Annotated in this window: 20 protein-coding genes and 1 tRNA gene; 8 read left to right on the top strand and 13 right to left on the bottom strand. The window is 41.8% G+C overall.

Translation table 11 applies throughout. The annotated features are described in order from the left end of the window. Positions 1 to 99: 99 nt before the first annotated feature. The 4 genes from ACHUET_RS02625 to speB form a co-directional block, all read right to left on the bottom strand. On the bottom strand, positions 100 to 843 hold the full coding sequence (locus ACHUET_RS02625) for an MBL fold metallo-hydrolase (RefSeq protein WP_394210421.1): 744 nt from the start codon (positions 841 to 843) through the stop codon (positions 100 to 102). Further along, positions 840 to 1,712: a nitrilase-related carbon-nitrogen hydrolase gene (locus ACHUET_RS02630; RefSeq protein WP_394210423.1), complete on the bottom strand. Its 873-nt coding sequence runs from the start codon at positions 1,710 to 1,712 to the stop codon at positions 840 to 842. Before ACHUET_RS02630 ends, ACHUET_RS02625 begins: the two co-directional genes overlap by 4 nt. Beyond that, positions 1,709 to 3,055, bottom strand: a complete 1,347-nt coding sequence (locus tag ACHUET_RS02635) for a purine-cytosine permease family protein (RefSeq protein ID WP_394210425.1) — start codon at positions 3,053 to 3,055, stop codon at positions 1,709 to 1,711. Before ACHUET_RS02635 ends, ACHUET_RS02630 begins: the two co-directional genes overlap by 4 nt. A gap of 131 nt (positions 3,056 to 3,186) precedes the next feature. Next, positions 3,187 to 4,155: an agmatinase gene (speB, locus tag ACHUET_RS02640; protein ID WP_394210427.1), complete on the bottom strand. Its 969-nt coding sequence runs from the start codon at positions 4,153 to 4,155 to the stop codon at positions 3,187 to 3,189. Between the two features lie 242 nt (positions 4,156 to 4,397). Here speB and ACHUET_RS02645 point away from each other — a divergent pair, with 242 nt between their 5' ends. Next, positions 4,398 to 5,300 carry a LysR family transcriptional regulator gene (locus ACHUET_RS02645; protein ID WP_394210429.1) on the top strand — a complete coding sequence of 301 codons (903 nt, stop codon included), beginning with the start codon at positions 4,398 to 4,400 and terminating at the stop codon, positions 5,298 to 5,300. A gap of 14 nt (positions 5,301 to 5,314) precedes the next feature. On the opposite strand, the gene ACHUET_RS02650 is transcribed toward ACHUET_RS02645, so the two are convergent. From ACHUET_RS02650 to ACHUET_RS02660, 3 genes are all read right to left on the bottom strand, one after another. Further along, positions 5,315 to 7,108, bottom strand: a complete 1,794-nt coding sequence (locus tag ACHUET_RS02650) for a potassium/proton antiporter (protein WP_394210430.1) — start codon at positions 7,106 to 7,108, stop codon at positions 5,315 to 5,317. Between the two features lie 306 nt (positions 7,109 to 7,414). Beyond that, entirely contained in the window at positions 7,415 to 7,759 is a 345-nt protein-coding gene (locus ACHUET_RS02655) for a GlpM family protein (protein WP_394210432.1), read from the bottom strand. A gap of 181 nt (positions 7,760 to 7,940) precedes the next feature. Then, positions 7,941 to 9,611: an alpha-keto acid decarboxylase family protein gene (locus ACHUET_RS02660; protein ID WP_394210434.1), complete on the bottom strand. Its 1,671-nt coding sequence runs from the start codon at positions 9,609 to 9,611 to the stop codon at positions 7,941 to 7,943. A 253-nt stretch (positions 9,612 to 9,864) separates the two neighbouring features. Here ACHUET_RS02660 and ACHUET_RS02665 point away from each other — a divergent pair. Next, positions 9,865 to 9,939: transfer RNA gene (locus tag ACHUET_RS02665), tRNA-Gly, on the top strand. Positions 9,940 to 10,363: 424 nt separating this feature from the next. On the opposite strand, the gene ACHUET_RS02670 is transcribed toward ACHUET_RS02665, so the two are convergent. Then, entirely contained in the window at positions 10,364 to 10,588 is a 225-nt protein-coding gene (locus ACHUET_RS02670; RefSeq protein ID WP_193008784.1) for a helix-turn-helix domain-containing protein, read from the bottom strand. Between the two features lie 196 nt (positions 10,589 to 10,784). Here ACHUET_RS02670 and ACHUET_RS02675 point away from each other — a divergent pair, with 196 nt between their 5' ends. From ACHUET_RS02675 to ACHUET_RS02700, 6 genes are all read left to right on the top strand, one after another. Next, positions 10,785 to 11,000, top strand: a complete 216-nt coding sequence (locus ACHUET_RS02675) for a hypothetical protein (RefSeq protein WP_011513303.1) — start codon at positions 10,785 to 10,787, stop codon at positions 10,998 to 11,000. Between the two features lie 17 nt (positions 11,001 to 11,017). Beyond that, on the top strand, positions 11,018 to 12,241 hold the full coding sequence (locus ACHUET_RS02680; protein ID WP_394210436.1) for a tyrosine-type recombinase/integrase: 1,224 nt from the start codon (positions 11,018 to 11,020) through the stop codon (positions 12,239 to 12,241). Next, the gene (locus ACHUET_RS02685; RefSeq protein ID WP_394210438.1) at positions 12,238 to 12,531 is read left to right on the top strand and encodes a hypothetical protein; all 294 of its coding nucleotides are present in this window, start codon (positions 12,238 to 12,240) and stop codon (positions 12,529 to 12,531) included. The genes ACHUET_RS02680 and ACHUET_RS02685 overlap by 4 nt, the downstream gene beginning before the upstream one ends. Positions 12,532 to 12,541: 10 nt before the next feature. Further along, entirely contained in the window at positions 12,542 to 12,862 is a 321-nt protein-coding gene (locus tag ACHUET_RS02690; protein WP_394210440.1) for a hypothetical protein, read from the top strand. 77 nt (positions 12,863 to 12,939) lie between these two features. Further along, positions 12,940 to 13,317, top strand: coding sequence for a helix-turn-helix domain-containing protein (locus tag ACHUET_RS02695; protein WP_394210442.1), 378 nt, complete (start codon positions 12,940 to 12,942; stop codon positions 13,315 to 13,317). Continuing rightward, positions 13,314 to 13,895, top strand: a complete 582-nt coding sequence (locus ACHUET_RS02700) for an IS3 family transposase (RefSeq protein ID WP_394210444.1) — start codon at positions 13,314 to 13,316, stop codon at positions 13,893 to 13,895. Before ACHUET_RS02695 ends, ACHUET_RS02700 begins: the two co-directional genes overlap by 4 nt. A gap of 273 nt (positions 13,896 to 14,168) precedes the next feature. On the opposite strand, the gene ACHUET_RS02705 is transcribed toward ACHUET_RS02700, so the two are convergent. From ACHUET_RS02705 to ACHUET_RS02725, 5 genes are all read right to left on the bottom strand, one after another. Continuing rightward, complete coding sequence (locus tag ACHUET_RS02705; RefSeq protein ID WP_394210446.1) at positions 14,169 to 16,181, bottom strand: DUF262 domain-containing protein; 2,013 nt, start codon at positions 16,179 to 16,181, stop codon at positions 14,169 to 14,171. Beyond that, positions 16,171 to 17,715 carry a DUF262 domain-containing protein gene (locus tag ACHUET_RS02710; protein WP_394210447.1) on the bottom strand — a complete coding sequence of 515 codons (1,545 nt, stop codon included), beginning with the start codon at positions 17,713 to 17,715 and terminating at the stop codon, positions 16,171 to 16,173. Before ACHUET_RS02710 ends, ACHUET_RS02705 begins: the two co-directional genes overlap by 11 nt. Positions 17,716 to 17,833: 118 nt before the next feature. Next, a complete protein-coding gene (locus ACHUET_RS02715) occupies positions 17,834 to 18,391 on the bottom strand; it encodes a hypothetical protein (RefSeq protein WP_394210449.1) in 558 nt (185 codons plus the stop codon). Between the two features lie 150 nt (positions 18,392 to 18,541). Further along, positions 18,542 to 18,994 (bottom strand): DUF1810 domain-containing protein, encoded by a 453-nt coding sequence (locus ACHUET_RS02720; protein WP_394210450.1) that lies wholly within the window; start codon positions 18,992 to 18,994, stop codon positions 18,542 to 18,544. Between the two features lie 50 nt (positions 18,995 to 19,044). After that, positions 19,045 to 19,719: a hypothetical protein gene (locus ACHUET_RS02725; protein WP_394210452.1), complete on the bottom strand. Its 675-nt coding sequence runs from the start codon at positions 19,717 to 19,719 to the stop codon at positions 19,045 to 19,047. Between the last annotated feature and the right edge of the window lie 23 nt (positions 19,720 to 19,742).

Here is a 19,742-nt window from a genome sequence, read left to right on the forward strand (position 1 = left end):
GCTTATTGCTTATCGTTGTTATTTATAGCGTCATTATTTTTTTAGTAGCTACTTATATTGAATAGCCATTTGTTTTAGATTCTAGCTAAGTGCGATCAATCACAAATCATGATGCCTTAACCAGTCATCAATCATTACGTGCAGATGCTTGCCTGAAAAACTAGGAAAGTGACCGCCATGAACGACTCGCACAGGCAACGCATTAAGACGGCGCATGCTTTTGGCATAGTCAGCCATGTCGCTGTGCCATGTATCTTCGATCAATGGACCGTCATAGATGAGATCGCCAGAAATGAGCGTTTCGCTCGCCGCCTCCCACAAGGCGATACCACCTGGTGAGTGACCGGGTGTATGAATCACCTCAAATTGACGATTACCCAAGTCAATCATGTCACCATCTTCTAATGGCATAATTTTGGCAGGTGCAGCAATTTTGTAGCCACAATGGGCATAAGGCTCGGGCGGTAGCGCGTCAAACATCTCGTCATTGACGAACATATCCGCCAACGTACGGGCATTGTCTGGTTCAGCGAGAATATGCGCTTCAGCAGAATGCACATGACAGCAGTCAAACTCGCTCGCCGCACCAATGTGATCAAAATGCGTATGACTGGCAACGCCCACGATATCGCGATCACTGAGCAAAGCGACATGACGACGCAGCGGCACCGCACCCAATCCGAAATCTACTAATAAATCACGCCGGCTGCCACGCACGTGCCACAAATTGCAGCGAAAAAATGGCTTGATCCACGGTTCATCGATGAGCGTAATACCATCGCTATGCGCGGTGGTGCGATACCAGTTCTCTGGCTTGATACGCGCTAATGATTGTGCACTCATAAGTCAGCTCCATTAGATATATCCGAGCGGCTAAGATTTAAGTCACTGAGATTTAAGTCACTGAGATTTAAGTCACTGAGATTTAAGTCACTGAGATTTAAGTCACTGAGATTTAAGTCACTAAGATAGTTTTGATGTGTGCGGCTTTCATCGATGCGGGAGAGATCGATATCTACTATCATGGTGCCAACCGCTAAGCCAAGTCTGCCCAGCACCTCACCGTCGGGGCCAGCGACGATGCTATTGCCACAATAATGCAGATTCTCTTCTACGCCCGAACGATTGATACAAGCGACAAAGCATTGATTGTCCATGGCTCGAGCACGTATTTGGAGCACTTGACGCTCTGCATTTGGCAGCATGTTTGCTGTCGGTGATAGGATGATTTGTGCCCCTGCTTGCGCCAGCTCTCTTGCCACTTCTGGGAATTCATTGTCATAACAAATCATCAAACCCAATTTACCGAATCGCGTATCGACGATGCAGGACTTTTTACCTGCTGTAAAAAACTGATGTTCGCGATCCCATAAGTAACGCTTATCATAAGTCGCAAGATGCTTGCCGTTGTCATCTATTAATATGGCAACGTTACTCAGCTCACCATGGGATCGGCGTTCAGCGAGACCAAATAGCACATGTAAATTGTACTGACTAGCAAGTCTCGCTACCTCAGTGACAATAGGGCCATCGATCTCTTCTGCTAAATCATCAAGGCGCTCAAAGATGTTGTAGCCTGTAAATGCAAGCTCTGGTAGTGCGATCAGATCTACTTTTGCCTCCATAGCTAGGCGGCAAAGCGATTCTAACGCCTCTAGGTTGGCAGCTGGTTCAGCCCATAAAGGATTGGTTTGAGCGATCATCAGTTTCATAATGCGCCCTCCTCTTGAGCTGGAGTGACAGCATCACTCGGGCGAGTAAACAACGTCGCGCCTAACCAGTAGAGACCGCCTGTGATGATAAAGACAGGTAACGATGCACCAAATGACGGCGGCGCAATCAATGTCCAGTAAGCTGCTAGAGCCGCGCCAATCACGTAAGCTGCAATCGCAATCCTTGCCGTCAGACGTCCCAATTGATGCGTGGCGTCAAGTAGCTTTGCCGTATAGCCTTCTTTACTAACAAGGTAATAATCGACAATCATGACTGAAAATGCGGGGATGAATAGCGCGCCTACGATCAATAGGAAGTTTTGAAACTGATCTAAGATACCCGGAATGAGCGCACCAAAAATAGTGACCAGACCAATGATAAGAGCAGGTTTCCAAAAGCTCATATTGGGTTTGATGTTCATACAAGATAGCGTTGCGCTATAGACTGCCATGACATTGGTGGTCATGACCGAGAAGAAAATAACCAGTGCAGCTGGCAAACCAAAACCAAAGTCAGCGAGCAAGCGCGTCGGATCATAAGTCTGCTCCATACCATACATGATAGAGAGACCTGAGATAGTCGCACCTAAACCCATGGCAACGATGGCTGCCACAATGTAGCCAAAATAAGTGCCCCATATGGCAACTTTTGGCGATTTACAATTGCGATTGTAATCAGCAGCCGAAGACATCCACGAAAAGGCAGTAGCAATGACGATATCAAAGGCGATACCTAAGGTAATGCCATTACGCGATTCAACGGGCATCTCAAACAGTGTTGAAACATCATAATGTTGGTTTAGCTGATAGAGCACTATGACGGTAAGCGCCGCCATGGCTAATGCGGCCCAACGTTCGACAAGCTCAATACCGAGGTGACCACGCAACACGATAAGCACTACCACTGTCTCGCATAAAATAACAAACAGCGGCAGATTGCTATAACCTGTAGTGGCTTCGATTGCGTAATCAAGACTCATGCCAGCCAGCAGCGCCTGAATACAACTCCATGCAATCAGTACTCCCATATTCACTAACGAGATGAGCTGACTACCAACGGGGCCATAAGCGCGGCGCGTCAACGCCATCGAAGGCAAACCTGTGCGCTGCCCCATTAGACCAACCAATAGCAGCGGTATTGCTCCGATTAATGAGCCAATAAGCACGGTGGTGATAGCCGTAGTAAACCGTAAATCAGGTACGAGTAACATGCCCGTTAAAATAGTCGTCACCACGATATTGGCACCGAACCATAGCGCAAATGTACCAATCGAACCTAGACTATGCCCAACCTCATTTGGAGAGAGCGTGTCTTGACCAAAAAATGAAGAGGATTTACTCATTGGGGTCTTCCTTAACCGAATTATATTCATACCAGCTGCTCAAAAACGCTGATAACCATGTCCTTGTCTACTCACATACCCTATTCGGATAGCTGTCCTATGTGCCAACTCTAGCCAATAAGAGTCTGCTTTTAGTAAACCGCTTTGACCTTATCGTCATAGCGCACACCCGGTAGGATACATAGCATCTCAAACAATAAGTTCGCAGCCAGTACAGAGGTGTTGCCAAATGGATCATACGGCGGTGATACTTCGACCAAGTCACCACCGACCACATCAAGACCACGCATGCCACGAATGATTTCGATACCTTGAGTGGAAGTCAAACCACCGATCTCAGCCGTACCCGTACCGGGCGCAAACGCAGGGTCAATCCCATCGATATCGAAACTTAGATAAACAGGGCCATCGCCTAGCTTTTCGCGTACTTCTGCCATGAGCGGCGCGAGCGACTTATACCAGCACTCTTCTGCCGGTACCACGCGAAATCCTTGCTGGGTTGACCAGTCAAACTCTTCGGCGCTATAGCCTGTACCGCGCAGACCAATCTGTACCACGCGATTACCATCGATGAGGTTCTCTTCGACCGCGCGGCGGAACGGTGTGCCATGAGCGATTTTTTCGCCAAACATGTCGTCGTTGATATCAGCGTGAGCATCGATGTGCACCATACCGACAGGGCCATGTTTTTTGGCAAGTGCCCGCAGGATAGGCAGTGCGATGGTATGGTCGCCGCCCAACGTTAAAGGAATTGCGCCATGTTTAACGACTTTATCGGTATAGAATTTTTCGATGATATCGACGCTTTTTAGCAGGTTAAACGTATTGATAGGCACATCACCGATGTCAGCAACTTGCAATGACTCAAATGGTGCGGCACGCGTGGCCACGTTGTAAGGACGAATCATTCTTGACTCATCACGAATCTGTCTAGGCCCCAATCTGGCACCACTACGGTTTGATGCGCCAATATCTAAAGGCACACCAACAAATGCCACATCTAACCCTTCGGCATCAGCCTGAGTCGGCAAGCGCATCATAGAAGCGAAACCGCCAAATCTTGGCATATCATTGCCACTTAATGGTTGATTGAATGTCATCAGTTACTTCCCTATTTTGTTTGATTTATATACACAATTTGCTACATACAATTGACAATACATAAAAATATGGGAAGGAACCATGGTAAAATTTAGAAGTAAACTTCTGCTTTTTCGTAGTAAACTTGTTTTATTGGTTATTACCAGAAGTTTAAGAAGGATACAATTACTTGATAAAGTAGGTTTAATGGATAAAGTAATTTGTTGCGATAGCACATTATTGTGAAAGTAAGGGGTCGAGTATGATATTAGATGAGCTGATAAAAATAGATATCAAAACGCTACGTAGCTTTATGGCTATCGTGGAGTGTCAAGGCGTGACTGCTGCTCAGTCGCGTTTGAATGTCACGACCTCAGTGATTAGTGGACATTTGACTCACTTAGAAGACCGCTTGGGCATGACACTTTGCCATCGCGGTCGAGCAGGATTTAAACTGACAGAGGATGGCGCGGCTGTCTATGAGGCATGTCTGGGCTTTACCGAATCGGTCGCGAGTTTTCAACATCAGCTGCACTATATTAAGCAATTAGACTCAGTGCACGGCGGGCACATTAGGCTTTGCTTGATTGATCAGATGCCCAAGTTTTTTTATGATGCGCTTAGACAACGTCTTGCTAGCAGCTACCGAGAAAACCCACTGATACACTTTTCTATCGATGTGCAAAGCCCTGAGAGCATGCTAGAAAAGCTCGTTAGCAACGAGAGTGACATTGGTGTGGGTTATTTTGGTAGCTTTCCGCCGTTACTTACCTTTAAGCCAGCATTTGTCGAAAAACAAGTGGTCTGCTGCGGACGTGAGCATAAGCTATTTTATAACTCAGAAGGATTGACTTTTGAGGATTTAGAGCAGAATTATCCGTGGATAAAAAGGGGCTACGTGGTCGAGCATCATATCAATCATATCCGCCCAAAAACCCTAAGTGCCACCACATATCACATGGAGGCAACCGCGCAGCTTATCCTTGCAGGCCACCATGTAGGGTACTTACCGCGTGATTTGGCGAGACGTTATGAGGGCATGGGACTGATGAAAATACTCCTGCCCAATGAAGCAAGCTACGATGTCGAGCACCACTGGGCATATCGAGAAAATCAGCACAAACAAGCCGCTGACTTTTTAAATAAGATGATGAACTTATTATAAAAAGAGGACTATTATCACTGCACTACTACAGACGGTTGTTGATGCTTGAGACCAATGCTTCTAAGCTTACCTTTTTCGCCTACTTCCTTGATGACCAGTGACCACTCATCGTTCACCACAACTGTATCGCCTGAAACGGGTGCGGTACCTAAATGTGATGTCACATACTCAGCGACCGTCTGCTCCCACATGTTTTGTGCATGAGCTTCGTCTGTCGTCTTGAGGGTTTTTACTAACGTTTCGGATGCCATGACTTCCGTAAAAAATGGCAAATCTCCGAGTTTGACACTGGGTGACAGCAACCAATCACCATAAAAGTCATCGATAGCCTTACGATCTAACGTTGTGTCATTAAAAATCTTGGCAATTTTACTGGCGTGATTGCCTCGCATGGCGTACCAAACACTATCACCAAATTTTATTTTTGTATTTTCATCGACGACGACGATTTGTTGACCGCGCACCAGCGCAAATATACTGATCTCATCAGGGCTGATGCCTTTAGAGATACCCATAGGATGACGGCCAATAGCAAATGCGCCTGATTGCGCCTCAAACTCGTATAAGGTAATACTCGCTTTATCCGATACCCAAACCTCGTGTTCTTCTTTGGGATCTTTATTGGTTGGAATACGTACTTTAAATAGATTTGCCATAGTAGGAATGGTCGTACCTTGCAAAATCAGTGACAACACCACAACCCCAAACGCAATATCAAACAGCATAAAGGCGTTATCTATCCCCGCCATGACGGGCAAAATCGCAAGGGTAATAGGAACGGCACCGCGCAATCCGACCCAAGAGATAAACCCAATCTCACGATCTTTAAACTTAAACGGCTTCACACTGGTATAGACCGCGATAGGACGGGCAACAAAGATCATAAAGGCCGCTATCGCCACCGAATAATGCCAGACATTAAGAACATTTGATGGAGTAACCAGCAGCCCCAATACCACAAACAATACCGCTTGCGATAGCCAAGCGAAGCTGTCCATCACGCGCATGACATGCTCGGTTGAGCGTACCTTATGGTTGCCTATCAGTACCCCTGTGAGATACACCGCCAAAAACCCACTACCGCCGATCAAGTTGGTCGCAGCAAATACGGCTAAGCCCGCGGAGAGTATCAAAATGGCGTACATGCCCTCTGCCAGATGTATCTTGGGCAATAGTCGAGATAACAAATAACCAAAGAGCAAGCCCATCCCTAATCCAAAGCTCAACTGTTGCAACAGTAAGACCAAAAAGCCAAATACTGTCTGACCAGCAGGGTCGACGTTTAGGGCAATCAAACCCGTTACTAATAAAATGGCCAAGGGATCGTTGGCACCAGACTCTAACTCGAGCGTGGCTTGGACGCGGTCGTTGAGCTTGACTCCGCCATTACGTAGTAGAGAGAATACAGCAGCCGCATCGGTTGAGCCAACAATCGCTGCCATCAATAGACCAAAACGCCAGTCGACATCAAGTAGCCAAGTAACGAATACCCCGAGCACCAAAACCGTGACCAGTACGCCCCAAGTAGCCAAGGTAATCGCAGGTTTTAAACCGACCCGAAACGACTTAAAAGACGTGCGTAAACCACCATCTAATAGGATACAAGCCAGCGCTGCTTGACCCACAAAATTGGCCAGCCCATATTGAGAAAATTCAATACCCAAGATGCCCTGCTCGCCTGCCAACATACCGACGATCAAAAACAGCAATAGCAAGGGCACACCCAAACGCGCCGATAACGTGCTCGCCATGATACTGGCGAAAATGAGTACTGCCCCTACGAGGTATAGGATATTTAAGGTATCCATTTTTTAAAGCCCTGTTTTTTATAGTTATTGCATCAATATTGAATGAAGCATAATAGTACTTGATTGCGAAAATATTTCCGTTATCGCACTGTTATTAGATATCACGCCAGAGAGTTTCTCATCAGTGGCGATTGTCAGAGCTATTAATAAAAGCCATTTACACCGATTCTATATCGGTATTAAGAGTAACACCTGCTACTAAATTTATAGACAATATTTCGAGAAAATTTATCGAATACACCAGCGCGTATCTGTGAAATTATAACCTTTATTTAGCTATTTTTTTGTCCTGTCTTTTGACAGTATTTAGCCCTGAATATATTGCCATGTCAGTACCAAAATGGCGGCGGCTACTGTCCAAGCGACAACGCCTAACAACAGTGCTTTATATAAGCTCATATAACTGATGCTAAAAAACACCACCAAGGTATAAATCAAATGCGGTATCACACCCAGCATGCTAAATATCAGGGCAACCCTTAAATCAGTAGGACTGCGCTCAGTACCAACAATGAAGTGACTGATGAGCGTAAACGTAGGGAAAAGAGGCGCAAGTGCCGCCAGATAAAAAATCGCGTTTGTGCAAATAATTGAATTGCCAATACCATCAAAGCGCCAATAAGCATTTTTAGCCAGATCATGATGGATCACTCTCCTATTGAGTATGACGGGCTGAACATAGCCCAATCAGCCATCATACTAGAGTCTACAAATTGACATAAGAGGCGTCGCTGATTAATTGACTAGTGTGATCAAAAAATGCAAAAAAACCCATTTAGCTACGTTGCTAAATGGGGTTTTTTCTTTTACTCAGTAAGCTTTTACAAGTTACTTAATCCTTCTTTGGTTTTAATGCTGCGCTAATATCGGCTAGCAATGGCGGGATATCGTGCTTATCAGCGATGACTTCTATCATTACAAGCTTATCAGTAGTCGCGGCAGCTTTGTTTAAAGCCGCTTTTAGCTCGCCTGCTGTTTCTGCTTTGAGTAGTAAGCTATTCGCTTCGGTTGCGCCAAACGCTTTTGGCATGATCTGCCAATCGCATTTAGGAATATCGTTGTAGTATTGGTTTTCGCCATGAATGGCACGCTCTACCGTATAGCCGTCGTTATTGATTAAGACGATGACTGGATTGATACGCTCTTGAATCATGACCGCCAGCTCTTGGATAGTGAGCAGTGCTGAACCATCACCAATCAATAAAACACTGCGCTTATCTGGCGATGCAACTGCTGCACCTAAGCTGGCTGGTAATGTATAGCCGATTGATCCCCACATTGGCTGCCCATATGACGTCACCCCTTCTGGCAAACGTACATCACTGATGCCAAAGTATGCTGTTCCTTGCTCAGAGAACACTAGGTTATTACGATCTAAGCAATCAGCAATGATATGCCATAGGTCATCTTGGCGAATCGCCTCATTATCCCCGCCTTTTTGTTCATGCGGCTTAACTGGCTCACAGAATGGTTTTGGTACGATATTGATGCCAGAGGTCATGACTTCATGCAAGGCCTGTAACGCATCTTGCAAGGCAATCGGTGCAAAGTTCTTTCCACTAATAGAAGCACGCTCATAATGCAAGTCTACTACTATACTCTCGTCAATATCTTGGCTAAATCCCGCGGTAGTGGTGTCCGTATATTGCACCCCTACTTTGATCAGACATTCACAGTTTTCTACTGCATCTTTGACAATGGGGCGCGAGGCAACGCCTGCATAAGTCCCGGCCCAGCGATCGCTGTTTTCATCAAGCAGTGTCTTGCCCCACGATAGCGTGGTATAAGGAATATCGGTATCAGCAATCAGTGCTTTGAGCTGTGACTGCAACCCCAAACGATGCACCATCAAATCTGCCATCAGCGTCGTTGTCTTGTTTGGCAAGAACTCGGTGAGTGCTTGCTTGAAATCTGCTAGTGCCGCTTGACTGGTGATATCTTCTTGGCTATCGATCAGCTTGGTGGTTGGCGGATAAATAGGCTGACGCGCGACGTCTGGTGATAGCAATAGGTAACCTGGACGATGCTTTTTGAGAATTAAGCGAATGACTCTATCAATTTCTGAAGCAGCATTTTCAGGAGTAAGCTGCGCTCGTGCTACCGTCACGGGCTCAACCATCTTAATAAAATGATTAAATACGCCATCGCCAAGCGAATGATGAATACGGCGTTTTGAATCTTGCAAAGCTGTGCTTGGTGCACCTACGATGTGCAATACAGGCGCGTACTCAGCAAAAGAACCTGCGGTCGCGTTAATCGCTGACAGCTCGCCTACGCCAAAAGTCGTCACCATGGCGGCAAAGCCACGCTCGCGTGCATAGCCGTCGGCCGCATAACCTGCATTTAGCTCATTGGTGTTACCCACCCAGCGCAGCTTATCGGAGGCCAAGACATTGTCCAAAAAAGTTAAGTTAAAATCGCCTGGTACGCCGAATATCTCAGAAGCACCCGCTTCTGCGACACGATCAAACAAATAATCAGCGATGGTATACTGTTGACTCATTTTTTATCCTTATGACTTATCTTCGTAAGTGTTGATAATTGTGAATGTGATTAAATCATAATGTGCATCCCAGCTTATTTATGTATGCAAAGCTTTTGGAATACATATTATAATGAACCGTTATAACATACATTTGTAGATAGAAGACATGCCTATTTTAATAACTTTAACTTTTTTCATCATAGGTGTTGACACATAAAAAAAACTGCGTATAATACGCCTTCATCAACTGACGATAGTTAATTGATAATTAGCGGGAATAGCTCAGTGGTAGAGCATAACCTTGCCAAGGTTGGGGTCGAGAGTTCGAATCTCTTTTCCCGCTCCAAATACTTAAAAAGCCTCACTTAACAGTGAGGCTTTTTTTTGTCCAATTTTCGGGGGCTATAGCGTTTTTATATACTATTAATCCATCAAACTATTAAGTTAATCTAACGAGATAAAAGTCTCAAAATCAGCACCGTGACCAAAACGTGACCATTTCGTGCCCACGCTATAAATACTGATTTTGTAATTGACCCCAACTTATTATTCCTACCTTTATAAGAAGCGATGCTGAAAATATTTTCTTAGCATCGCTTTTCCCTTTCCACTGCTTTTTTACAATTAGTTCATAGCGTGACCAAAACGTGACTAAATCAGAGAAAAGCAAATTAAAAAATAACCCCGACCTTAATTTTATACTTTGAAGCGCCTTACATATAAAGCTATACCGCTTTCTTCTACGCATATATTTCTAGTTTTATAGGTCTTTAGGACTGGTCACCTACGTCTTTATTTGGCTTATAGATAAACAAGTCACCCACCTGCACGTCTAAAAACTCACATAGCTGGTCAATAGTATTGAAATCAATTCTAGATGACTCTTCATTATATAGTTTATGAAGGGTTGATTTACTCATGCCTGTTGCTCTTACAACGTCTGCTACACGCAATTTTTTCTCCGCCAAAATAACAGGAAGTTTAGACACGATCATAAAATTTACCTCTTTTCGGGTAAAAATGCTTTACATTGCAGTAAAAAGGTAATATATTACACAAATCGGTTATTAATTACCTTCAAGCGGGTAAAATATAACTGATTCCTTCAAGATGCATTTTTACAGGCTGATAAAATAATTTTTATTCTATCACTTAATGCAATGATTTAATAACTGAAAAGAGGTAAATACTATGAGTAATACTTATTTAACAACTGATGAGTTAGCCGAACGCATCAAGTACGACGCACGTACTATCCGCAATCAAATGAAAGACACCGTCTTGATTGAGAATATCCATTACATACGCCCTTTTGGTGGTCGTAAGATTTTATATGTATGGGAGCGTATCGAAGAAGATATGTGTAAACCTGTCATGAGCGCTATCAATGGAATGGCACTTCAATAAAAATAAGGAGATTTACTATGGCTACTATGCGAGGACGGTTTGGCAAGCTGGTCGTCGATTTCCGCTACTTAGGTAAGCGCTGTCGAGAAAAGACCAGTTTAGAAGACAACCCAGCTAATCGTAAAAAATTAGCGCAAGTCATGAAAAAAATGGAAGCAGAAATCACTCTAGGTATTTTCGACTATGCCGCTTACTTTCCAAAGAGTGAACGAGCACAGGAGATGATGGCACTGGCTGATAGAGCCGAAGCTTGTATCAGTCGCAATCCGACCTTTAGGCAGTTTGTCGATATTTGGTATGAGGAGAAGAAGATTGAATGGCGACCGAGCTATCGGCAAAAGATACAGATTATTCTAGATAAGTATCTCTTACCTGAGTTTGGTGGTAAAGCGGTACATGCCATAAAAAAATCAGACTTGCTGACTTTCCGTAGCTCCCTCGCCAAAGTTCGTTACGGTAAAGATGGTCAGTCAAGTCTGTCAGTAGCACGGATCAACCAGATCATGATACTTCTTCGTATGATACTAGAAGAAGCGTCAGATCGCCATGAGTTTGAGATGCCTTATAAAAATATTAAGAATCTCAAGCAAGCTCGTCCTGATGTAAATCCGTTTACATTGAGCGAAGTATGGCTGATTTTAAAGCATGTCCGTGCTGATTATAGGCCCTACTACACTACTCGCTTCTTTACTGGGATGCGTACCAGTGAGATTGATGGGCTTAAGTGGGACTGCATTAACTTTGACAGGCGTGAGATCAGTATTCGAGGAGCGTTAGTTAATGGTGAAATGGGTCCAACCAAGACATTGGGCTCACAACGTGATATTGCGATATCACAGTTAGTCTATGACGCCTTACTAGAGCAAAAGACTCGCACCTTTGGTAAGTCAGAGTTCGTATTCTGCAACTCACAGGGCAATCCGATGGAGTACCGTAATGTGAATAGACGGGTATGGAAGCCCACCCTTGCCCTACTCGGTCTTAAACACCGGCGTGCTTATCAGACTCGGCATACCGCAGCGACGCTTTGGCTCGCTGCTGGTGAGAATCCTGAGTGGATTGCTCGACAGATGGGTCACAGTAGTACAGAGATGCTGTTTCGGGTGTATAGCCGCTATGTGCCTGATATCACCCGTCAGGATGGCTCAGCGATGGATAACTTGCTACTTGCGAGCAAGGAAAAGCTAACTAGCACATCAAATAGCTCTAATGCACAACATGACAAGGAGACGTCACTATGACAATTATCAATTATGAAGAGCTGTTTGCTGAACTTAAACCTGACGGTGCAATCAGTGCAGATGCAAACCTTATTGCTAATGCATTAATGCGTGAGTTGTATATTTCATCTGGTCATAACCTAGCACGCTTCTTAGGAGTGAAGCGGTGCTTTAATAATGATATGGCGATGCGTGTGTGGGTGCAGAAGCGCTTGGATTCGAGTCTTGGTTATATGGTTGAGGATATGCGTTGTCAGCTTCAGAGCGAGCTTTACGAGCTATTACCACACTCTGATTATGGCAGCTACTGAGGAGAATATTATGAGTGTAAAACTTCAGCCTAATATGACGCATAGCCCATATGATATCAAAATATGTAAGGATTACTGGGCATATGATAATCAGAGCGGCTTTATTAACCATGTGAAGACGCTTTGTAAGAAATATGAGGTAAGTCCTCAAGTACTCTTTGAGACAGTTGCTCAGTGTCATGCATGCTTGGACGATGTTGTATGTGAGTACTGCGGCTATGCTTGTCCAGTTGAAGTACCTGCTGATATTCGTTATATGCGTGCAAAAGACAGTTGGTTATGTGCAATATGTGAGCATGCTTTATGGCGGACAGATAAAGAAAATAAATGAGTGTTAACCATCAAAAAGCCAGACAGCTTAAGTGAACTGGCCTCCATAAATTGGACATAATTTATGGGGGTTATTTTATGCGTTACGATCTAGACTTTAAGATCAAGGTCATTGCATACTATAAAAAAGGACGTACTGGAGTTTCCACAGCTAAGAATTTTGGACTTGATAAGGAGATAGTATCTAGATGGGTCCAGCAATATCAAATCGGTGGTATCGATGCTATCAAGCCTAAAACTAGCAAAACCAGATATAGTGCTGATTTTAAGTATAAAGTGATAACAGTGATATTGACAGAAGGTTTGAGCCAATCTGAAACGGCACTTAAATTTCATATTAGCTCACCTGCTCTCATCAGCCATTGGCATAAAGCTTATCGACTCTACGATATGTCTGGACTCACATCCAAACATAAAGGTAGTATCCCTATCATAAACTTATCGCCAAGCTTATGAAGCAGCTGAAGCTCAGTGCACGGATTCGACAGCAAAAATGGCGCTCATATAAGGGGCAACAAGGCAAAATATCAAACAATCATCTAAAGCGTCGGTTCAAGGCAAGTAGACCCTTTGAGCGTTGGCTCACTGACATTACCGAGTTTAAGGTCGGTGATAACAAATTATACTTATCACCGATACTCGATTGTTATAATAATGAGATTATTAGTTATACGCTCTCAAAAAGGCTGACCTATGATTTAGTAAGTCGAATGCTAAGTCAGGCACTGGAAAAAACTAAAGCCAGCCGTCATAAGAAGCTAATGCTACATTCAGATCAGGGATGGCATTATCAGATGAAGCCGTTTAAAAAGACGCTCAAAAAGCATCAGATTAAACAAAGTATGAGCAGGAAAGGAAATTGCCTCGATAATGCGCTGATGGAAGGCTTCTTCGGTACACTAAAGTGTGAGACTATTTATATTGAGAAGCCAGGCTCGATTGAGGCGTTAGAGAAACAGATTCATGAGTATATCCACTACTACAATCATGAAAGAATTCAGCTTAAACTAAAAGGACTGAGTCCTGTGCAATAAAGAACTCAGTCCTTGAAATAAACTTAAACCGTTTAAGATTTGGGGGTCAGTTTAAAGCTGGCTTTTTTGACGGTTATATCTCTTAAACACTATAAAAATTTAGTGTATTACCACAGACATATAGTCAGTTCAATATAATTTCGATACAAGGAAACCGAGTGCAAGCGATACATTAGTATGCTTAGCGAGGATGACGATGTAGCGGATTTATATAGACTTGACTATACCTACGGGTCTTGTTACCTTTCCATTAGATAATGTCACTTTCAGAACTTATAGTGCTGATTCAATATCTTCCTTCAAAACCTCAAATACTTTATTTTTATGTGCTTTTATGGCTTCATCGTTCCATAATTTATCTTCTAGTGTTGCAATCATCAGCTCTAATTTCAAGCTTAATGGAGCCATCTTGTTGCGCTGACTCTCTAATATCTCAGCCTTTTGCTTAGGAGTGTCATTACTTAAAGACGAGTTCTCACTAATACTCATTAAACATAAGTTTCCGAACCCATGTAAATCAGTTTCAGATAATATCTCATTAACTCTAGAGGTTTGAGGTGAAAAGTGCTCAACAGAACTTTTGAAACTAAACCTAAATTTAGATTTTGTTTCTTGAAGTAACTCAGTATCTTTCCACAATAGATAATCTAGGTAATTAAACGCAAATATTCTAACCTGGCCATACCTTAAGCATTCACTAAGAACTTCATTAGAAGCTGTAAATTTTGCGCTCTTGTCTATGATATACATAAAATCTCTAAACTCTTTACGCGTTGTTGTGAGATAACGATTTACCATAAAAGCTCGAGCAAGACTTTCTAAAAACTTTAGATACTCTTCTGCCCTAATTGGAGTTGATTTTTCTTTATCGTTTAACCAGTACAAAACTGCAGACAACCAGTTTTTACGAGAGTTAGTTGGATAAGACACATGAAAGGCTGAAAGTAGCATCATACAAGACAAATTTTCACCAGATTTATCACCTTCGTCTATACCGAAACTATTCACATAGCTTGAGCCATTTTTATCGAATTTATACCTTTTTAATGACCAATCTTCTTTGCCACTTGCGCGCTCACGCTTAACAATATATTGATCAAATAAATAACGTAGCTTTAGCAATGAAAAAATAAAAACCTTCACTTTCTCAATGTCTCCTCCTATAAATTTTTTGAAGGCATCAATTAAATCTTTATCATCTAAAGCAGGAAGGTCTTCATCAGACTGTGACTTTATATAAATGCGCAATACGTGCATAAGAAAATTAGGAAAATCGATAACGCTCGTAAATCGCTCCGCTTTTCCTTCATCAATATCATCATTACTGCTTGTACCTCTATCCCCTTCTTCTCTTAATTCTTTACCGACCTCGAGTGCACCCTCAAAAGAGAGCAGTCTATTCTTTGAACATGAACTGTCGCTTTGTACGATAATCTTATTAGTCAAATCATCAAATCTTTCCAATAAAAAATCTGTAGAATCTTCACTGAATATAGCTTTGCGCTCATCTACCGAGAATCCCAATTGTATATAACGGCTCATATCTGCACAGGCAAGCCATACTTTCTGAATAACAACACTAGCTTGCATATCTTCTTGGACGGCAGATAGCAAGCTTGCTTTGACCACTTCATGCTTCTCTAGCTGTTCCCCTCTATTATTCATCACCTCGAAATAGTGTGTAACATCAGTATTTTTAGGTACGCAGACGCGTAGGATTTTTACCTTTTCTAATAAATAATTAGCAAATTCATTTAGCGAAATAGCTCCTTTTTCAGCAAAATTGCTACTGATGACTCGATCTACAACTTTAAAACCCTCTAATATCGAAGTATTACTTTTATTGGTACTGACTATGTTTACTAATTCAGACAGCTTGCCCGGCGAATCGTATTTAGATGTTTCACTTGAACAAAAAACGTCAAACAGTTTATTGATTGTAGATTCTGACTTACTTCGGCTCTCAAAGCCAAGATTTACCTTCTTATACCATTCAAAACTATGTGGTATATGATGTTTCAAATAACAAGCTAATAAGCTTAATGTGGTAAAGCGCTGCTGACCATCCAGAATTTCAAAGTAATTTTTTTTCTCATGTACTACTAAACTACCAATATAATAGTCAGTTGTTTTACCTTCTTTTCCTGCAAAATCTTGAACATCATCGATAAGTTGCTGTATTTGAGGCTCGCCCCAGTCGTAGTTACGTTGATACACTGGTATCTTGTAATGATCTTTACCAAGTAGTTGCTGAAAATTAAGGCTTTTTTGAGTGCTACTGGACATTGGTAGTCTCCGTTACTTGCTTTGATATATAGTAGCCAAGCTCCTCAAAAATAGTTTTGATGCCTGCTACTGTTTCTAAATTTCTTATTTTTAGATTTTTTTGATTAAGCTGCCGTAGTGGCTTATTCAAAAAATCAACGGGCGACAATGATTGCTGTAAACGCATGAATAAATTATTATGCCTAATGTGTTTTTCTACACTTTCCAAGTAAACGCTTGCATTCTGTAGGCGCAATGAATAAGCCCAAATAAATATATACTCAATTGCTCGTGCTAAATCTTGCTCACCAAAGCGGTCGTAATAACAGAGAACAAGCGCGTTAAACAGGCGACGAACGTATCTATCACCCTGGCGCCACCAGTGGCTATATTCGTAACCCTCTTTTCTATTATCTATGGTCTGCATAATAGTTAAAGCAGTGGGTCTAGACACTTTGCCATGCTCTGACTTTTGTAATTTTTCTTGCTGGTATAAAGCAGCTTTTAGCCAATCATCTTTTTCTTCAATAGCCTTATTTAACAAGGGGTCTAGAAGTTTTTGATAGTAACCAACCCAATCAAAAAAGCGACGTCCATTAATCAATGTTTGGGTAATCTGAAACGGGTATTCCATTATTTGTTGGTCAAAATCACGATGTGCGTGTTGGTTATAATTATCAACTGTATTATGGATGATTTTTAGCCCTTTTTGAAAAGGATATGAGTGTGGATAGTACTCACTATTCAAATTAATCCCTTTAAATACATGAATATCAGATTTTGAAAAGTATAGATTAGGCTTGCCAAGACTCCACTGACGGATAGGGTATAGATAATTAGAGAACAACAATTTCAGATCCTTTGTGTTTTTTTGTTCCCAATTATTCACAACGGCTTCTTTTAAACTATTCTCTGACGCAGAAAATTCACGTAAGTGAAACGCTTTTAGCAAATCATGAGGACTCAATTCAAGACCGCGTGAGTTTTGTGAATCGAAAAATTGGAAGGCTTCAGATAGATCATGCAAGGTTACTTGAACCACTTCGCAATGATGCAGTAAAAAATCTAATACCTCTGGTGTAAACTCTGGGTTGCTGACATGACGTTCTATAAACTCAAGATTCTTACTTAGGTTTTTTTGAGTTTCACTACAATCAGGAAGGTTTATTTCTACTGGAGTAAAGCCATTAAACTGCTCCTTAAATCTTTTGGAATCCGCGGCAGCCTTAATAAGCAGTAGCAGTGTCAAAGCGCGCTGCTGTCCATCAACTAAATCAACTTGCATTTGACCTGCTTCATCATTATGTTGATGTAAAACTACAGTACCTAAGCGGTACGCATTATCTGGATTGTAAACATCACCTAAGTTATGACCAAGCTTTGTGCATTGGTAGTACAAATCTGTTAGCAAATCGATAATGTTGTTTTCTGTCCAGCGGTAAGGTCGCTGATAAATAGGTATAACTAGTTTTTTATTTGAATACTCTTTTGTAGATAGAAAACTCGAAACCCTTAGAATATTGTAAGCTTCATCAATGCTACTTTCTTCCGACATGAACTTATACCTATCTGATTTTAGTTGTTGTTAGCTATTATATATAACTAGAATTCTTATCATTTGTTGAAAAATATCACAATATAATAAACTCAGTCCGCCTGTTTTAAACTTCTATTTACCCTTCAGCATGTATTGTCCTTAATCGAAAAGAGTTAGGCTCATCGCTCATACTTGTGCAGTAGTACGTATATAATTCATCAGCCATAACGTTCTTTTCAATACATGCCACTATATAAGAAATAGTATCTAGTGAGGGGCTTTCACTACTCTCAATACCTAACAATAGCCCTTTGATATTAAGGTTTTTAGGGAACTGACCAACCAACTCATTGGCTGCATTTTTCATCATATCTGTGTCAAATCCATCTGTTATATAAGTTTGAATAAATTTATACGATTTTTCTCTTTCGAATAAGCTTTTAATATCGATAACATCTATACCTATTAAGCCACGTGGACTGATATTTAACAACTTAACTACTTGATTTGCATCTTCAGGCTGACATTTAACAATACCCTCTATAATATCTAAGCGATCAAAATTCATATCACTTATTTGCAATCCCACTAGAAACCAAGCCTCTGACTTCTCTTTTAGCTCTAGTAGCGCCTGCTCATCCCAATCCTCGCTGATAATAAAACAACCAATAACAGACTTAGGGTAACGATCCATAATTCGTTGGTATAGAAATGCATTAGGTGTGTCATCTATATACGAAGTGTCAAGCTGGTACTTCATGGTTATACTCACTTATAATTAATATTTTTTGGTATGATTAGAAGTATCAAATTTTGGCACTAGTTAAATCACATTCGGTTTTATTTACTTAGATTGCTGGTCATTGATTTGCTTTAGCATCTTGATAGTGTTTATATCGTAACTGCCAGCGAAGAACTGATATAAAAGCTGCTCAAATACACACTTATTACCAGCAGCAAAAGCAAATAACGTTAGCGAAGATTGCAGCTTCAAATTGTCCGGTGAACCAAAGATATCTAAAGCCCTTTTATCAGGATGCAGTTGCAATAATTCAGCGCACTCTATTAACCGTGCTCCAAGCACCTCATGCTGCAAATACGCTTTTGCTTGTTCTAGACTCCCTATTGCGAAGCGTCGAGACATTTTACTGTGCCCTAACCCTTTCACCTGTGGAAAAACAAACCACATCCAATGCGTACGCTTACGACCTCGGGTCAGCTCTTCAATTACTTGTGAATAGATAGTATCTTGAGCTTGGATAAAATCATCAAACAAACCTTTATCTATTGTTGTCATTTTCTGCACTCCTTGCGATTTAATTAATGAGCGTTTGCCTACCTGCTACGCTAACCAGCCACATATATCACCCCCATCCAGCAATGGTCAGGTTTATCAATCATCCTATCGCTGTAAAACACTTCTGAATCATCAGCAATCCGACTTTCAACAGCAGTTGTGATACTAAAAAACTCATCAAGAGATAGTGTATGATCGCTTTCAATATCAAGCATCATATACTCTATACTAAGACCTTCAGGAATTTGATTGAGTAGCTTATTAACGGCATGCCTTACTTGCCCTGAATCAGCCACACCCGTTACCCTAGCTTGTATAAATTTAGCAGTCTTTTCAGACCCGCAGGATCTTTTGATATCATTGACATCTATACCAACCTTATCCCGATCAGATAGTACCGATTCAAATACGCTTATCACCTGCTCGACTTCATCCGCTTTGCAAATAATGATCCCGTCTATAACCTCGAATCTATCAATATGCTTATCGGTGGTTTGTAGCGCAAACAATGTGCAACCGACTTGTTGTTGTAGATTTAGCAATGACTGTTCATCCCAGCCATCTTCGATAACAATAAACCCAACCTCAGACAAACGATAGTTATCTGCCTGCGGCGTATATAAAGCAGTTAAAGGTATGGGCTCTATCTGAAGCTCATTACTACGTTCTTCGTTGATATCGTTTTTTATAGTCTGTTTATCTTTAAAAATACTATCTACTGTCATACCTAACCCCTCTTTAAAGTGAA

The sequence above is a fragment of the Psychrobacter piscatorii genome, assembly GCF_043641605.1.
Taxonomy (GTDB): domain Bacteria; phylum Pseudomonadota; class Gammaproteobacteria; order Pseudomonadales; family Moraxellaceae; genus Psychrobacter; species Psychrobacter piscatorii_C.

Excerpts from the sequence above, each read along its gene's own strand:
- ACHUET_RS02625 (WP_394210421.1), bottom strand. The coding sequence starts at position 843 with ATGAGTGCACAATCATTAGCGCGTATCAAGCCAGAGAACTGGTATCGC.
- ACHUET_RS02630 (WP_394210423.1), bottom strand. The coding sequence starts at position 1,712 with ATGAAACTGATGATCGCTCAAACCAATCCTTTATGGGCTGAACCAGCT.
- ACHUET_RS02635 (WP_394210425.1), bottom strand. The coding sequence starts at position 3,055 with ATGAGTAAATCCTCTTCATTTTTTGGTCAAGACACGCTCTCTCCAAAT.
- speB (WP_394210427.1), bottom strand. The coding sequence starts at position 4,155 with ATGACATTCAATCAACCATTAAGTGGCAATGATATGCCAAGATTTGGC.
- ACHUET_RS02645 (WP_394210429.1), top strand. The coding sequence starts at position 4,398 with ATGATATTAGATGAGCTGATAAAAATAGATATCAAAACGCTACGTAGC.
- ACHUET_RS02650 (WP_394210430.1), bottom strand. The coding sequence starts at position 7,108 with ATGGATACCTTAAATATCCTATACCTCGTAGGGGCAGTACTCATTTTC.
- ACHUET_RS02660 (WP_394210434.1), bottom strand. The coding sequence starts at position 9,611 with ATGAGTCAACAGTATACCATCGCTGATTATTTGTTTGATCGTGTCGCA.
- ACHUET_RS02670 (WP_193008784.1), bottom strand. The coding sequence starts at position 10,588 with ATGATCGTGTCTAAACTTCCTGTTATTTTGGCGGAGAAAAAATTGCGT.
- ACHUET_RS02675 (WP_011513303.1), top strand. The coding sequence starts at position 10,785 with ATGAGTAATACTTATTTAACAACTGATGAGTTAGCCGAACGCATCAAG.
- ACHUET_RS02680 (WP_394210436.1), top strand. The coding sequence starts at position 11,018 with ATGGCTACTATGCGAGGACGGTTTGGCAAGCTGGTCGTCGATTTCCGC.
- ACHUET_RS02685 (WP_394210438.1), top strand. The coding sequence starts at position 12,238 with ATGACAATTATCAATTATGAAGAGCTGTTTGCTGAACTTAAACCTGAC.
- ACHUET_RS02690 (WP_394210440.1), top strand. The coding sequence starts at position 12,542 with ATGAGTGTAAAACTTCAGCCTAATATGACGCATAGCCCATATGATATC.
- ACHUET_RS02695 (WP_394210442.1), top strand. The coding sequence starts at position 12,940 with ATGCGTTACGATCTAGACTTTAAGATCAAGGTCATTGCATACTATAAA.
- ACHUET_RS02700 (WP_394210444.1), top strand. The coding sequence starts at position 13,314 with ATGAAGCAGCTGAAGCTCAGTGCACGGATTCGACAGCAAAAATGGCGC.
- ACHUET_RS02705 (WP_394210446.1), bottom strand. The coding sequence starts at position 16,181 with ATGTCCAGTAGCACTCAAAAAAGCCTTAATTTTCAGCAACTACTTGGT.
- ACHUET_RS02710 (WP_394210447.1), bottom strand. The coding sequence starts at position 17,715 with ATGTCGGAAGAAAGTAGCATTGATGAAGCTTACAATATTCTAAGGGTT.
- ACHUET_RS02715 (WP_394210449.1), bottom strand. The coding sequence starts at position 18,391 with ATGGATCGTTACCCTAAGTCTGTTATTGGTTGTTTTATTATCAGCGAG.
- ACHUET_RS02720 (WP_394210450.1), bottom strand. The coding sequence starts at position 18,994 with ATGACAACAATAGATAAAGGTTTGTTTGATGATTTTATCCAAGCTCAA.
- ACHUET_RS02725 (WP_394210452.1), bottom strand. The coding sequence starts at position 19,719 with ATGACAGTAGATAGTATTTTTAAAGATAAACAGACTATAAAAAACGAT.